The following is a 14,673-nucleotide window of genomic DNA, read 5'->3' on the forward strand; positions in this document are numbered from 1 at the left end:
GAGTTGCGTTTTCAAGCAACTTTTGCGTCTGAAAACAGAGGGCTATTCCGTATATGCGTTGACCGGCGATACCCACAAAAAAGCCCATGCCAGGAACATCGGCATGGGCTTCTTGTGCCTCAACTTGGCGCTACTGATTTTTTTTTCTTTTCTCGCGCTCTGCTTGTTTCTCGGCCTTGCTGTTCTCGCGATCAACCACATCCTGAGTTCGAGCATCGCCAGAGTTCGTGCTGAGCCAACTCAGTACTGGCTTGTAGTCTTTGATCACAAGCTCAAACTCATAGGTTCGGTTGCTACGCTTTTTATCGCCAGCCGGCCCTTCGCTAACGGAGCGGCCGGTAACGTAGAACTTGTTCTCGTTGAGGTTATCGCGGAGCACCTTCTGCGGCTCGAAGCTCAGGGTCACACGATCCTGGCGGATCTGATGAATCTGGGTATCGAGAACCTTCATCGTGTCTTGATAGATCGCCTTATCGAGGATAGGACCTAGGGCATCCTTCACTACAGAGGCATTATGCGGGGTGACGTTGCCCAGCATCATCGCGATGTACAGAGCCCATGCGTCGGCGTATTCACCGGAACTTTGCGTTTTGCTGACCCAGGCCGTCTCAGTCAGAGTGGGTGGTATCACGGTGACCACTTCATCCTTGTTGAGAGCAGAGCAGGACACCAGCAGATTGCTCAAGACAAGGCCAGCAACGGCAATGCGCAGAAACTGATTTTCTCCGCGCATGCCATCAAACGAATTGCTAAGCGACTTTAAAAGCATCAGACGAACTCTCTCTCGTAGGAATTGGGCATGGATCGCACTCTCTTCCGGCCGATAGCTCCCCAGTGCCAGTAAATGGCGTGAAGCAGAAAGCCGTCAGGGCGGTTGTCGCAGAAGCGGCGATAGAAGCGAGCGAGCAACAGACCTACCACCGTGCAGAGAATCAGCTGTGCCAGAAGAACGCCGGCAACCAAGCCGATTCCGATCGGCATCACCTCATCCAAACGCCAAAACATAACGTGAGGCGGCTGGTCGATGTATGCCGGGATTTTGATTGGCTCACTCACTTGGCACCCCCTGCTTTGCTGATGCTGGCAATCGCTTTGAGGATGCCTTCATGACTAGCGTTGGCACCTTGAAGAACCATCGACATACCTGTCTGATTGTCCAGGAGCAGGGTCGAAGGGGTCTGTTGGATGCCCAGCTTTATTGCTTGATCGAGGTCGCCAGTTACTCGCTCGATGGCCTGCTTTGAATCCGTGCAGGCTGCAAAACGCTTCCCATCCAGGCCGAGCTCGGTCGCAAGGGACACGAGCGATTCTGAAACCCCCTTGCCGTTGCCACCTGTTTTATCGAATACCGTCTGGGTGTACTTCCAGGCAGCATCTGAGCCACCTTGCTCACCAGCACACTCGATAGCTAGGGCTTGTCGCCGAGAGGCCTCACCAAGCGCGGGGACATGGAGGATCGCGGCATTGATTTGCCCAGCCGACGACTCGATGAGTGCTTTCAACAGGGGAAAGTGATCGCGGCAGTAAGGGCATTCCGTGTCCGTCATCTCGATAAGCGTGTACCGAGCAGATGAGGAGCCATAGATCCAGTTGTCCGGAGCTGCGGGGATAACATCTTCTGGAAGCTGTTTGAGGTTATCGACGATCTCTTGGATCGCGGCGGGGTCAACTGCCTGTGCTTTCGCAACAGACAATTCACCCTCAAGGCTTTTGACCTGGCCTTGTAGCTGGCTCATCGTGGCGAAGTGGTAGTACGAGCCAACTACCAGAGCGGTGGCAAGGGCTGTGATAGCAATAGCAAAAGGGATCGTTTTCGATGGTGTCGTTTTCGGTGCCATAAGGATCAGCCTGTCGTGGTGTTAGGGGCATTCTGCGGACAAACACCGCCTGAAAGTTCCGTTTTCAGGCGGTTTTATGGTCAGAATTCAAATGCGCTTTGGCAGGTTGCTGATCAGCACGGACAGCACGACAGGCAGCATGATGACGATGAAGGTTGAGATAACGAGCGGCGGTAAAGGGAGAGGCATCAACACGCTGAGTACGATGAGCATTCCGCCCCATGACAGGACGATCGCGGCGTTGTTATTCAGGAACGGTGATGAGTAGTCGAATCCATGCCGCTTGGCATTCCAGCGCATCCATCCGGCGTAAATAGCCGGCACCAGAACCGCGATCAGCAGTGGTAACCAGTAAAGCGTTAGAACTATCCGGTAAACCATCTGGTAGATGATTTTCTGGACGGCCTCACCTCGGGACTCGAGGTACCGAAACCACCAATCCACGTTCTTTTCGAAGGCATCCACGGTGCCCCCTCGAGGCATCAGCATGTCGGAGACAACCTTTTTTGCCCCGGAGTCGATGACAAGTGCCGAGTAGTAGCGGTTGGTTTTCTCCAGCACCTTCTCCATGTCCGAATCGCCAAGCAGCTCAATGCCCCACTTCCGCTCCTTCAGCATCACCGTATCCACAAGCTTGTTCGGCGCGACGGTTGCCAGCATCAGGATCAGGACGAAGAAGAACGCTATAGAGGCCATAACGCCTTTTGGCCACTTCTCTTCAAGCATCTCAGCCATTGATCAGGTACTCCCGGATAGGTTGCGGGACATTGGTTGTTTCGCACCACAGGACAACATCATCCGGTGCAGGGGCGTTGCCGTAGCTCGTGAGGATCTGGAGGATGTGGCCAAGCACTACGCGAAGCCGGATGAAGTCGCTGATGCCCTCGCGACACATACGCTGGTAAGCCACCAGCACGTCGATCAGGGCTGCGCCAATCACCTCGGGTTTATGACCCGCCTCAAGCATCTTGAAGATGAATTGCGTGCCACAACGCCATTCCAGGTCAAAGGTGCGCAGCCGAGTTGTTGAGGCCTCATCCAGGCCAGTGAGCCGCTGAATTTCTAGTGGAATCGAGACAGTCATTTCTTACTCCGGAATCAGTTGGCAGTCGGGCTGGTGAGAATAGGGAGTCGCCCCTTACGGATATCGCCGCCGGCGAATATCGCAAGGAATTCCAAGTCGGGTAGTTCTCCGAGAAGAGCGGCAGGGAAGCGCTCACCCTCCTCCTGCATAAGACGCTCGCCGACATTACCTCCCTGCAACACTCCACCCTCACCTGCTGAGTTACCCTGAGTTCGCATCACGTATTTGAACCGCGTCGGTGTCATTTTTTTCGATACAAACTCTTGGGTATCGGAGTCCAAGACGCGGAAACAAATGATGTTGTTGCAGTTACCAAGTACCTGCATTGCCTTAGCCTCGTCGCCCATACGGGCTACGAAATCGGCAATTGTCTGCGTTGCAATGTAAAGGTTGATTCCCGCGCCACGCCCCTTGTTGAGCAGTTGAATGAGCTGGTCGTTGATAACTTCAGCAGCCTCGTCAACAAATATGTTTACTGGTTTCGGCAACCTATGGTTGTAGATCTCACCAGCTGTAGAGGCCAAGTCTGCTAGAGCGAGCGAACCGATAGTCGAACCAACCATTGGGTCAGAAAGTGAGTCGAGACCGAGGTAAAGAACCTGGTCAGCGTTGATTACCGAGTTGAGATCGCTTATTAGTCGAGGATCTTCGTCGTCGGTGTGCGGAGATAGCAATGGCCCCATCTCCCCCGATGTGAGCATTGTAAGAATAGGTAATAGACCGGCGATCATTTTGCTGAAGTGTGCCCGCTCGTGTTCGAGCATTGTCAGCAAACCTTCAAGGTCGGTATTCGCTTTGACCTTCGCAATGTCGTTGTAGTAAACGCGGCGTAATACTTTTGCTTTCTGCTCAATATCTTTCACTTTTGCGGACAAAACTGCTGAGTCCGCCATGCGTGCAAATTCAGCTTCCCCGAAAACTTTCGCTCCATAGGCCATCACAACTTTTATTGTTAGACCAGGAACGTCACCTTCGAGTGTCCGCCTGATTCCTACGAGTGTTGGAAGAATGTTGCATATCAGCATGGCCTGTATAACGCTGTTCAACGACATTTGGGCAAAGGCTTGGAAAGGATCACCTGCCTTGCTTTGCATCAACACCGCAACCCTTGACGCAATTTCAGTAGCTCGGCCAAAGTTTTTTGTCAGAGATAAGCGAACAGATTTGTCTGGATGCGCCGGATGGAAATATTTGAACAAGCTCGGTTTACCGACCGCAGCACAGGCGCGCTTACATGTAGCTGCAAGACCTTTATCCCCTTTTGGATCAATTACGATAACCGCCTCTCCGCGGGCAACGCACTGAGCAATAGCGATATCAAACCATCGACTTTTTCCGGCACCGGTAGTACCAGTTATTAAATGATGAATAGAACGTTGATCGTGTGGCCGAAAGCATGGCTCCTCTTCTGCCATACCAATACCATGTATCCACCGCGTGCCCTTCACATCTGCCTGGCGCCTACCTCTCTTTCCTAGAATGGCCTCTACATCCATTGCCTGAAGCTCAAAAGCGTATTGCCCGTGCATTTGCCTCCAAGAAAAGGCCTCGCCGAAATAGAACTCGTGAGGATGACGCTTTACCAGCTCCATCACCTCCTCCAAGGTGATGAACGACAACTCTTTTCCGAGCAGGCAAGCTTTTGCTTGGTAAACGCGTAATGCCCGTGGGATAGCAGCTAACGCGAATCCAGCCTGCACTCCAAGCGTTATCAGATATGGGGTTACCGGCATCTGCGTCATCAGTTGGACGGCGGTGCCGGCGAGCATTGACGAACCCCACGCAGCTGCTTCCCGCGCCTCGTAGTTTTTCCGCCAGTAACTGGTGTAATCCCATTCACTCATTTTTCGGAAGCTCCTCGTAAAGGGGGCGAACGAAGATTTTTCTGCGCTTGGCGACCTTGACGGCATCGCGGAAGCAGAACACTGCGTTCTCTAGGGATGTTGATGTGATGCCGAACTGCTCAGCGACATTCGTGAGCATGTAGGTTGTGAGGCTGAGCACAGGTGAGCCGCCTATCTCCTCAAGTACGGCCTTCTCGATCAGCGACTTCACAGCCTGCTCGAGGCTTGGGATGTCGGCTTCACGAAGCCGCGACAGGTGAGGAATAGCCCAGTCCAGCTCCGCTAACTTGCAGTAGATGACGCTGTAGTCGGCAGTGAGCATGAAGCCTTCACGGGACTGTAGGGTTCGGGTCAGGGCCGGACCTTCGACCGTAATGTCCTGCCACAACCAGCCCGCATGGACGAGCGGGTGGATGTCCTCAGCAAGGAAGGAAGATTTTCCCAGTCGAACGAATACCTTGTTTCTTGCTAATGCCGCGTTCTCGGGGTCTTGAGTCGCGGTGATGAGCTTTTGGGCAAGATCAGGTTGTTGTTCCAACAGGTAGCATTCGTGCGCTGTAAGCTTCGAGACGACATCGGCTGGCAAGATGCTGGAAGCGCATGGCACCTCCTCCGCCACGCGTCCGACCTCTCCGTCTTTCTGCTTCTTCGATTCCGCCGGAGGCGTAGTTTTAGGCGTGCGTTTGCCTTGCCCCATGATGGAGTTGAGGGAAATCTTTTCCTGACGAGGCAAAAGCTCCTGCGCACCTTGCCCTGATCCAGCCTGCGGATCAGCATCAGAGGGATCGGAGCTAATTTCAGCCTCAGCTGCCGGGAGTGTTTCTTCTTGATGGGAATCAGCCGCCGGCGAGTGAGGACTCAAGAAAAGCAGCATTTCCTCAAGGCTGGCAGGTGGCTCCTGAGGTGCTTCTTCCTCCTCCTCAGCATCCAAAGCTTCCTCTGTTTGGGAGGAAGCAATTACCGCCGTTTCGTCAGCCGCCGGCTCTGAATCCACATTAACAGGGGCGTCTTCGACGGGGTTCTGCGCTTGTTTGAGGCTAACCCCTGAAGAGGCGGTTGTTGGTACCGGAGCTGCTTGCCTTGGAGCCGTTTTTTTCTTTCTTGCTGTCTTCGACGATGTGGATTCTTTAGGAGGTGTAGGACCCGAATCAGCGTCAGTATCCCCGCTCGAGTCTCCAGTTAGATCGGCCCCAAACAGGTCTTCCTGATGCTCACTCAGCGCGTTCGCTGCTGCGCCAGCCGTATCGTTAGGAGCAATGACATCCTTCTGCTTTCCCTCCTTCCCAAGGCCGATGGAAACTGGCGGCGGAATCGGTGTGGTTGGAAAAAGGATGTCCGGATTCACAAGCTTCATGCAGCGCAGCGCCGGGCCTTTGCCGTTCTTGCGGAGAAGGTGGGGCGTAACCAGCCAGTACAGGTCGCCGTTTGGGGCTCTCTCTGCTATCCCGTGCTCTACCAAGGAACCAATTAGCGTGTCAGGTGATCGCGGGATGGCCACAACCCCATCACCGACCAGCATGCTCACAATCTCCTCGGCACCCTGGTTCCAAACGATGTAGATGCCATCAGTTGCAACCCATACGCGGCCGCCAGGCGTGTTGATCTTCCAGGTTCCGTCACTCAGCAACCGCAGCATTGCATCCGACACCAACCGCGGTACCGGAACACCTGTTGCATTGCCGCCGCCATTATTCGAGCCTCGATTGAGGTCACGCTTGGTGGATGCAGAGTCGGCCCACTTGACCAACTCGGTCAGAGGCGAGCTTCCGCTCCCGGAAATTGCATCGAGGAGCGCTTCGTAGATGTCGTGGCCACCTTCAATCAACCATGCCTGTACGGCTGGCGGAATGATCCGTGTTGCTTGCGCCACAGAGACCTGAACGTGATTACCATGCCTATTGGAATTCCAATGCAGGAAATAGCGGGTCAGCTTGTTGCGCACAGACCAGTCATGAAGCGTTTCCTGCGCGTAGATCCACTGGTTGTTGCCTTCAAAATCGGTGGCACGAATATCTGTGAGAGGCTTCCCGGCGTCGTGTAGCAGCCCCGACGCGATGCCCGCGACGTACCACCGACGCAAGCGCATGCTTCGCCGTGCCGGGGTCTCGTTTGTATCAAAGGCTGTAGTAAGGCACCCATCCAGGGTGAGCGAGGCGACCTCAAGGCTATGTCGGAGCAATCCGCCTGGGCCGGAGTGATGGTGGTTCTCCGACGCCGGCAGCATGTGCGCCAATTCGGCGAAATTCACCAGGATCGGCTCAACGTAGAGCTTGAGGTCACTGGCAGGCATCCCGACTGAATGAATAATCCGATCGAACAGTTCGTGCTGATAATTGCGCATGAACCACTGCCCGCTAACCAGCCCTGGATAACCCTCTTGGTAGGGTGGGTACCGAAGATTTCGCCAGTTATGGTTCTCCAGGTACCGCTTGATCTCAGGAGTAATCATCTGCTCGGCCGGATGCGCGAAGCTGTCCGTAAGGGCACGCTCGCTTCGAGGCCACAGGCGTTTCAGGAATGAAAATGGAGGCATACGCTTCTCGGCCATGTTATGTGCTGAGAATGATGCGTGAGGGATACCGCCTTGAGTTTCGTTTTCAGGCAGTTTTATGGTCGAAAAAAAGCCCGGCAAGTGCCGGGCTGAGGGGTTAGAACCAGAAGGTTCCGAAAAACTGTGACGGCTCTTCGACCGTCTCATTTATTGTGTCCACCTTTTGCCGTATGCGGGGCAACGGCTCAGGTTTGGCCTTACTTTCATCGTAGGAGGCATCCACAGAGACCCGCGTAGCCATTGACGAACCGGTCTGGTGTCTCGCGATCACATCGGGCGGAATAACCGCCTCCAGCTCCTGCGCAATACCTTTCCAATCCACAGTGCCAGCCACTTCGTAGCTCGTGACTTTCACACCCAGAGCATCGGCCCGGCGGAACTCCCCCAGCAACGGCAGGATCTCGGCCTCAAGGTCTTTTGCTTCCTTGGTGAGCACTTTCAACTGGGCCTTCAGCTCAGCAATCTTGCTCTCCTTCGCCCTCCTGGCATTTGCTAGCGGACGCCATGCAGCCAGGTCCAGCCTATCCAGCGGAATAACGTCCCGCTTTGGATCGGCCTCAGGCGGCACACCGCGCATCACCAGCCCCCAGAAGATTTCTTCTGCCTGAATGATTCGTCTCACCAGAAGGTCATCCCAGTCAACGATCAAACAGCAGGGTTCATGCTTCGGCGACCAAAACCACAGGTAACCGCGCCGTGCTCCACTGACGATCATCTGATGCATCACTTGCCAGCGGTACAGCTTAAATGCCTTGCTATGCTCCCTGAGTTGCAGCACCTCCAGATGGTTGGTTTCGGAGAGATTCTTGATCTCTACCGGAGACTTGTCATCCAGAACCCCATCGAACGATGCCCGAATAAAAGGGTATGCGGTCGACTCTGCACAGAACGGCAAAGCCATCTTGCCGTACTTATCCTCAAAGGCTTGTAGCGCTAGCGGTTCGAATTTGACTCCCCTCCTAACCTGCGGGATTACCGACAAGTCAGCTGGCTCGACAATTCCGACCAGTTCTTTCCAGAGTTCCAGTGGCGTTTTATCAGGGTTCTCACCCATGACGACCGCGCAACTGGTTGCACTCATGCCTTCCCTTCGCCACGCATGCCACTCGGGAGTCCGCTGTGCGATGTCAACGATCTTCATTGCTGACACCCTCATAGAACTCCAGCAAGCAGCTGGATTCAAAGGTCTTCATCTGATTTCTCCTTTTCTCAAGTTCACCACCCTGGTTCGAAAACCCAAGTGGCACCCCCGAAAAGGCGAAACCCCAGAGGGCGTTCGCCCCCTGGGGGATATTCTTTCTCTGGTGTTCCAGTGATGCTCACGCTTACGCAACCTTCGCGTAGCGGGAGTAAATTTCTTCTCGCTTGCGCATGGCATCCTCGAAGCTCAACTGACCTGCATTGCAAGCCTGAATCACTGCGACGATCTCCATGCCGCGCTGCCATTCAGCAGTACCCGACAATCGATCAAGCGCCCCCATATCTAGAAGTGCGTATCCATCGTCAAGCATGTCGCCAATGCACAGCTCCGGCGTGTCATGCGTGCAATGGCCGGTGAAGCCATCACGTTGAAACGCCTGCCACCGAAAGCGCCCTTGCTGAGATGCGTCTGGGATAAGAACACCCCAGGCATCCCGGCTCCGATGCTTCAGCGTCAAGCCAAGTCCGTGGATAGTGAACTGACAAAGCAGGTACTCCAGGAGAATGAGCTTCACCTGAAATTGCTCGATCATTTCGTCAGCGTATTCCGCGAACGCCCCACCCTCTTCTTTCATCTCCCCCCAGCTAGCAAGGGAGTCCTTCAGCCCCTCAACGGTTGACGGTCGCATTGTTCTGCTCTCCTGGAAGGGAGTGGGTCAGAACGGCAAAAAAACCCGGATGGGCCTTCTCTGCTTTGTCGATCGCGTCGCCGAAGGTGGTTGCTTCACAACGGAAGGTAACCTTCTGCTGTGTATGCAGGATGGTCATCGATAGGATGTAAGTCCGCATGGTGTATCTCCTTCTCAGATTTTTAGCCCTGAAAAAGAGGCACCTTCCCTGTGGGGGCGATGCCCCCTCAGGGTGATGTGTATTGCGGCTAAGTCTCAGTAAACAACGTCGACCGAGCGGCACAGCTCGTTGTAGTGATCAACCAGCTGATCGAGGAAATAAAGAAGCTGAGGCCCTGTGAGGGGCGTGTTTGGGCCGATCATTCCGGCCTTCACCAAAGCGTCTCCGATTGCGGAGGCCAGTAGATCCCTCTGTTGTTCAACAGGGGGATCTAGGCTTTCTGCATCTTGGGTATGAGTTGCCATATCGTTTTCCTTTCAGAGAGCGACAAGGGCAATCACCTGGCGGTATATGCCCCGTCAGGGAGTTTGTTTGCAGATGCCTTACGGCAGCAGCAGGGTCAGAATGAAGACGATCAAGTCAGCCATCTGATTGGTTCCTTTTTAACTGACGGAGCCCCCCTTACGGGGAAGCCCCGTAGGGTTGTGGTCAGTTCGAAGCGCCCTATGCAAAAAGGCCCCCCAAAGCGTTTTTTGGCGTCACTCGCCTTGCGACTGAGCAACGTACTGCGCAGATTTCAACTGAGTTACAGCGTAATCCCGAGCAACTACAGGCCACGTTGAAACGTACTCGAAAGCAGGTTCCCAACAATTGGCAGCACGGGCGCGCCGAACGACTTCCGCAACCTTGTTGATCGTCTTCTTAGGCAGATCAGCAGGGGGCGGAACTTGGCTTCCGTCACGGACAACTTCACCTTCAATCACGTCATCTGCCGGGGCAGGATCTGCAACTTTTGGATTAGCCGCCTGTTCGGGCTGAGCATCAGATGCCGGTTGCTGATCAACCTGGTTAGAGGTAGGCAGCGGTTCAGGTTCCACGACATCAGCAGCGCCCATGTATCGCTCAACAACTTCAACTGGCACATCGTTGGAAGAGAACCCTTCCCCAGCGTCTGTATTGAGGTACTGAATCACTCCGTCCAGCTTTGAGCCGGTCTGAGGCCAGTATTTCCTTGCAATCTTGATAGCCGACTTCTTGCGCATGGAGTCTTCGAAGTCGACCCAGGGGCCTTTCTTCTTACGTTTCCACAGCTCCGAAGCATCTCGAGCAGCATTGATTTCATCCGCGGTCACCGCCTCAACGTGAACGCGGCCATCAGGCAGAAGAGCTTCGACGTAGCAACCTACAAACTCCCCACGATCAGCCTTCTTGTCGAAAGGGTTGAACGTATGGGTCGGGCTCTGTCGCTTCCCTCTGTACTCGAACTTGTCTTTCGAGTAGACCAATTCAACGATGCAATCACGGATCGCACCGTCGTTTACAGCGACCTTGACCATGCCCCTCCAGGACACGTCCAAAACCACCTGCCCGTCTCGGGGCACCAAGTAGGCGAGTTGTCGGGATTGATTAAGAGTCAATCCGTAAGCCGCAACCTGGCTAAAGGCATTTCTAAGGCTTAGAGGGTTAGTCGTAGCGCACTTGCACAGATAGTCGTTGTTCATCATGGCCTGCGATGCAAACAGCAACTCATTTTTGAACATCACGTCAGTCTTCGACGACTCCACTAGCTTGATGAACTTTTCTTCTTGCTTCGCAATAATTGCAACTGCGTTTTGGAAGTTATCGCTCATTTCATTTTCCTTTCTAAAAAGAAAACGCACCCGAAGGTGCGTTAATTCTTGACTGACTTCTGCCTGATTAGATGATGTTTAGAAGCAAACGGCTAATTGGGGCAAAAGGGATGTCGTCGTCGAAGCTGTCAAAGTGCTGATCATGCTGTGGAGCAGGATCGCGTGGTGACTGACTAGGACGTTGTTGTTGCTGTTGCGGACGCTGCTCACGGGATTGCCCTTGAGAGTTGTCGCGCTCTGGCCTTCCACCCAGGAGCTGCATTCTGCCCTGCATGTCGACGATAATTTCGGTGGTGTACCGTTTGATACCGTCTTTTTCCCACTCTCGTGTTTGAAGCTTACCTTCGATGTATACCTGCGATCCTTTCCGCAGATACTCACCAGCGATTTCAGCGACTTTCCCAAACAATGAAACACGGTGCCATTCGGTCCTTTCGACTTTCTGTCCCGTCTGCTTGTCAGTCCACTGTTCACTTGTTGCAAGGCTGAGATTGGTTACTGCATTACCGTTAGGTAAGTAGCGAGTTTCTGGATCTTGACCACAGGTGCCAACCAAGATCACTTTATTTACGCCGCGAGCCATAGTATTTCTCCATTTAGATAGAACTACGGGGCGGCATTACCCCAATACGGGGGCAATAGCAGCCCCGTTGGGGTTTGGTTTTTCATGGGTTTTTGGTTGTACTTTTGAGACGGCCAACAAGCCGACCATGCGACGAGGCGCATGACTAAATCAGTCCACACATGTGGGCTGACTTAATCTGGGAATTCATGATGGTTGAGATTCAACCATGAGGCGCTGGGCCTGTAGATGGACTGCAAGGCATGCAATCCGGATTTATAACGCCGAGCTACTCGACGTGATAGGAAGTCTGCAACAAGCAGAATCCAATGGCAAGCGGGTTTTTTGTCCGCATTTTTTCAGTCGCTTTTTCGTCCTGAAAACGGGACATCCCCTTTTCTGTACGGAGGAAAATGATCCTTACCAGCCTCAGAGGATCAACCATGCACCACCTTAAATCTCTATTGCCGCTAGGCCTGGCCATTGGCTTGGCGCTCACAGCGGGTTGTGCCAACAAGCCAGAACCCCCTGCCCCAGGCACGCCATTCGAGGTCGCAAGCTACGAGCCCGATATGCGCGAATACCACACCAGCTGGGGGCATACGGGCCGAGGCGGTGCAGCATTGCGAAAACCCACCTATCAACCCGTTCTTGGCAGCCTCGATGTTCTCGAAACCCCGGCCGGGAAGCTTCACCCAGAGCTGCAAGCACGCCTTACAACGAACGATAGCGTTGCAGTCCCCTCATCCATGTTCCAGGCCAACTGTGCTGACTCTGCAAATGTGGCGCAGGCCTTTGCTCTTGGCCAACCCGCCGCAAGCGAGCGCATCGTCACCTTGGCCAACGCGGCCGGTTCGGTCGATGACTACATTGCCGTCCGGAACAAGCTCTGCAAAGGGGCTCAACGGTTGAGCTACGAGGAGTGGGTCATTCTCGTCGAAGGCACCCCGAAGGATGTCCCTCTTCACCTGAAACCATCTCTTCCGCCCTCCTATAAGTGATCAGTCATGCCTAAATTCAATCCCACTCTCGCTACAGCCATTGGCGTATCAATCGTGACCTCTGCCGTTGCTGTCGGTGTCTCTGTCTACATGGGACAGAGCTACACCGAAATGGCGGTGAAGAAAGCCCTCGTTGAACAGCTGCCAGGGGCCGTCGACAAAACCCTCAAGGATCGCGAGATCGAGAAGATCAACGCCGCGAAAGCGAAAATCCTCTCGAATTGGAGCGGCGCAGCTGACACCAGCATTGAAGGTCGGCACATCTACGGCAGCATGGATGCGCAATTTACCCTGGTCGAGTTCAGTGACCTGGAATGCCCGTATTGCAAGCGCTTCCATGACACGCCCAAGCAGATGGCTGACAAGTCCGAAGGACGTATTAACTGGGAATGGCAGCATTACCCCCTGGCCTTCCACAACCCTGTGGCCGAAGTGGCAGCTCACGCATCTGAGTGCGTGGGAGAGGTCGCCGGCAACAAAGCCTTCTGGGCATTTACTGGCGAATGGTTCGCTCGCACTCAACTCAATGGCCAAGGTGTCGAGGACGTAGAGCGTCTTGCGCAGGAGGTTGGCGCTCCCCTTGATGCCTATCGTCAGTGCATGGAAAGCGGCAAATACCAAGCCTTGATCGAAGGCCAGGTGAAGAAAGGCACGAACATGGGCGTCACCGGCACGCCAGCAACGGTCGTAGTCGACAACCTCACAGGCAACAAACTGCTGGTGAAAGGTGCGCAAAGCACACAGGTGCTACTCCAGACCATGCAGCAGCTGGTCAAAATGCGCGACGAGGCTCCCAACCAAGACAAGCTGGATACCCCTGCTGAGGGCGCGGCCAATGAGATCGGTGCTCAATAGGCTGGGTGAATGGGCCGACCAGCTAGATTTCGGGGGCAGTCATGCGCTTTCTAGCACTCGTGTCGCTATGACTCAGCAGCTTGAAGGTCGGGCAGTTCTTTTCCATGCACTACGCAGGGCCAGTACCTGGGATGAGGTTTTCGATCTCATCTCAGCCAACGGATACAGCCTCATTCCAAACGGAGAGGATTTTATCGCCGCGGACACGAGTACAGGACTTATGTTCTCTCTCTGGGATTGTGGTCATAGTCGGCTCGTATTTGAGGAGAGGCTTGGTCGTTTACCGGATTTACCACCCATGAGTCGATGACTCCAACCCCGCCCCGGCGGGGTTTTTCTTGTGCTTGGGATATTCCAGAGCGGTGATGTACTGGGCACGACCTCAACGAACGTATCAGGGAGATACGCCATGACCGATCTACCACGCATTGCATCGTTTCGCCAGTTGGACGAACACCTGAAGAAAACTGGTGTTCCACGCGACGAACAGATGATTCGCAACAACATCTACATTGCACCGCTTGACTGGTTTGCTATTGAAGAAGGCTTCAATCTGAGGCCCATCGATCCTGACCATGCGGAAGGCTTCGCCAAGTCTTATGAGCAGGGCCTGTATGTGCCTCCAGTCGTCGCAGAACTGAAGATCATCGACGGCAACCCTCGCCTCGTGATCCGAGAAGGTCACCATCGCCTTACTGGCGCGCGCATCGCAGATGGGCGCGGTGCAAATCTTCCAGGACTGATGGTCAACGAGTTCAAAGGAAATCAGTCCGACGCTGTTGTGATGATGATCAAGACCAGCGAAGGCAAAGAGTTGCTGCCGCTGGAGCGAGGAGAAGACTACAAGCGCCTGGCCGGGCAAAACTGGAGTCCAGCCCAGATCGCCGATCGCATGAACAGGAGCATCACTCATGTTGAGCGACTGATGCTTCTCGCCAACGCAGAGGAGAACGTCAAACAGCTCGTTCGCGAGGGGGTAATTAAAGCGTCTCCCGTCATCGATGTTCTGGTGGAACTGCGAGGAACTGGGCAAGACCCGTATCCAAAGCTGCTGGGGATGATCGAGGGGGCTAAGGCCTCCGGCCGTACCCGCGCAACGGGCTCAGACGCCAACAAAGCGCTGGGCAAGTTCAAAGTGACACCTAAGGAGGCCATGAGTGCGTTCAGCGCACTGAGCGGCCTTACAGGAAGCCTGCGTGATCAACTCAAGTCCGGTGGCGATGCGCAGCATGAGTTGCGGCTTGACTCGAAGGCGGCGGAGTCGCTGCTGAAGATCCTGGAGAAGTATGAGGCCAGCCAGAACACGGCTGAAGCCTGA

17 protein-coding genes are annotated in these 14,673 nt (G+C 54.3%); 4 read left to right on the forward strand and 13 right to left on the reverse strand.

What is annotated here, in order from left to right:
• Positions 1 to 130: 130 nt before the first annotated feature.
• The 8 genes from LQ249_RS31125 to LQ249_RS31160 all read right to left on the reverse strand — a co-directional run bounded on the left by LQ249_RS31125 (position 131) and on the right by LQ249_RS31160 (position 8,458).
• Entirely contained in the window at positions 131 to 769 is a 639-nt protein-coding gene (locus tag LQ249_RS31125; protein WP_011077986.1) for a TraE/TraK family type IV conjugative transfer system protein, read from the reverse strand.
• Positions 769 to 1,056, reverse strand: a complete 288-nt coding sequence (gene traL / locus LQ249_RS31130; RefSeq protein ID WP_011077985.1) for a type IV conjugative transfer system protein TraL — start codon at positions 1,054 to 1,056, stop codon at positions 769 to 771. The genes LQ249_RS31125 and traL overlap by 1 nt, the downstream gene beginning before the upstream one ends.
• Positions 1,053 to 1,838 carry a DsbA family protein gene (locus tag LQ249_RS31135; RefSeq protein ID WP_232566643.1) on the reverse strand — a complete coding sequence of 262 codons (786 nt, stop codon included), beginning with the start codon at positions 1,836 to 1,838 and terminating at the stop codon, positions 1,053 to 1,055. Before LQ249_RS31135 ends, traL begins: the two co-directional genes overlap by 4 nt.
• Before the next feature lie 87 nt (positions 1,839 to 1,925).
• Entirely contained in the window at positions 1,926 to 2,573 is a 648-nt protein-coding gene (locus LQ249_RS31140; RefSeq protein WP_016502349.1) for a DUF4400 domain-containing protein, read from the reverse strand.
• Positions 2,566 to 2,922: a hypothetical protein gene (locus tag LQ249_RS31145; RefSeq protein ID WP_011077982.1), complete on the reverse strand. Its 357-nt coding sequence runs from the start codon at positions 2,920 to 2,922 to the stop codon at positions 2,566 to 2,568. Before LQ249_RS31145 ends, LQ249_RS31140 begins: the two co-directional genes overlap by 8 nt.
• Positions 2,923 to 2,936: 14 nt before the next feature.
• Entirely contained in the window at positions 2,937 to 4,766 is a 1,830-nt protein-coding gene (traD, locus tag LQ249_RS31150; RefSeq protein ID WP_232566644.1) for a conjugative transfer system coupling protein TraD, read from the reverse strand.
• Positions 4,759 to 7,464 (reverse strand): MobH family relaxase, encoded by a 2,706-nt coding sequence (mobH, locus tag LQ249_RS31155; protein ID WP_232566645.1) that lies wholly within the window; start codon positions 7,462 to 7,464, stop codon positions 4,759 to 4,761. The genes traD and mobH overlap by 8 nt, the downstream gene beginning before the upstream one ends.
• On the reverse strand, positions 7,415 to 8,458 hold the full coding sequence (locus tag LQ249_RS31160) for a YqaJ viral recombinase family protein (RefSeq protein WP_232566646.1): 1,044 nt from the start codon (positions 8,456 to 8,458) through the stop codon (positions 7,415 to 7,417). The genes mobH and LQ249_RS31160 overlap by 50 nt, the downstream gene beginning before the upstream one ends.
• Between LQ249_RS31160 and LQ249_RS31165 the strand changes: the two genes are divergently transcribed.
• Positions 8,442 to 8,633 (forward strand): hypothetical protein, encoded by a 192-nt coding sequence (locus tag LQ249_RS31165; RefSeq protein WP_232566647.1) that lies wholly within the window; start codon positions 8,442 to 8,444, stop codon positions 8,631 to 8,633. The genes LQ249_RS31160 and LQ249_RS31165 overlap by 17 nt on opposite strands.
• Positions 8,634 to 8,642: 9 nt before the next feature.
• On the opposite strand, the gene LQ249_RS31170 is transcribed toward LQ249_RS31165, so the two are convergent.
• The 5 genes from LQ249_RS31170 to LQ249_RS31190 form a co-directional block, all read right to left on the reverse strand.
• On the reverse strand, positions 8,643 to 9,146 hold the full coding sequence (locus LQ249_RS31170; RefSeq protein ID WP_013100893.1) for a hypothetical protein: 504 nt from the start codon (positions 9,144 to 9,146) through the stop codon (positions 8,643 to 8,645).
• On the reverse strand, positions 9,127 to 9,306 hold the full coding sequence (locus LQ249_RS31175) for a hypothetical protein (protein WP_016502346.1): 180 nt from the start codon (positions 9,304 to 9,306) through the stop codon (positions 9,127 to 9,129). Before LQ249_RS31175 ends, LQ249_RS31170 begins: the two co-directional genes overlap by 20 nt.
• A gap of 95 nt (positions 9,307 to 9,401) precedes the next feature.
• On the reverse strand, positions 9,402 to 9,611 hold the full coding sequence (locus LQ249_RS31180) for a hypothetical protein (protein WP_017848002.1): 210 nt from the start codon (positions 9,609 to 9,611) through the stop codon (positions 9,402 to 9,404).
• 234 nt (positions 9,612 to 9,845) lie between these two features.
• Complete coding sequence (locus LQ249_RS31185; RefSeq protein WP_047882713.1) at positions 9,846 to 10,937, reverse strand: RecT family recombinase; 1,092 nt, start codon at positions 10,935 to 10,937, stop codon at positions 9,846 to 9,848.
• Between the two features lie 67 nt (positions 10,938 to 11,004).
• Positions 11,005 to 11,520, reverse strand: a complete 516-nt coding sequence (locus LQ249_RS31190; RefSeq protein WP_232566648.1) for a single-stranded DNA-binding protein — start codon at positions 11,518 to 11,520, stop codon at positions 11,005 to 11,007.
• Positions 11,521 to 11,942: 422 nt separating this feature from the next.
• Here LQ249_RS31190 and LQ249_RS31195 point away from each other — a divergent pair, with 422 nt between their 5' ends.
• The 3 genes from LQ249_RS31195 (at position 11,943) to LQ249_RS31205 (ending at position 14,673) form a co-directional block, all read left to right on the forward strand.
• Positions 11,943 to 12,500 (forward strand): hypothetical protein, encoded by a 558-nt coding sequence (locus tag LQ249_RS31195; RefSeq protein ID WP_011077973.1) that lies wholly within the window; start codon positions 11,943 to 11,945, stop codon positions 12,498 to 12,500.
• A gap of 6 nt (positions 12,501 to 12,506) precedes the next feature.
• Positions 12,507 to 13,355: a DsbA family protein gene (locus LQ249_RS31200; RefSeq protein ID WP_011077972.1), complete on the forward strand. Its 849-nt coding sequence runs from the start codon at positions 12,507 to 12,509 to the stop codon at positions 13,353 to 13,355.
• 409 nt (positions 13,356 to 13,764) lie between these two features.
• Positions 13,765 to 14,673 carry a KorB domain-containing protein gene (locus LQ249_RS31205; RefSeq protein WP_232566649.1) on the forward strand — a complete coding sequence of 303 codons (909 nt, stop codon included), beginning with the start codon at positions 13,765 to 13,767 and terminating at the stop codon, positions 14,671 to 14,673.

The sequence above is a fragment of the Pseudomonas sp. 7-41 genome, from assembly GCF_021233075.1.
GTDB lineage: Bacteria > Pseudomonadota > Gammaproteobacteria > Pseudomonadales > Pseudomonadaceae > Aquipseudomonas > Aquipseudomonas veronii.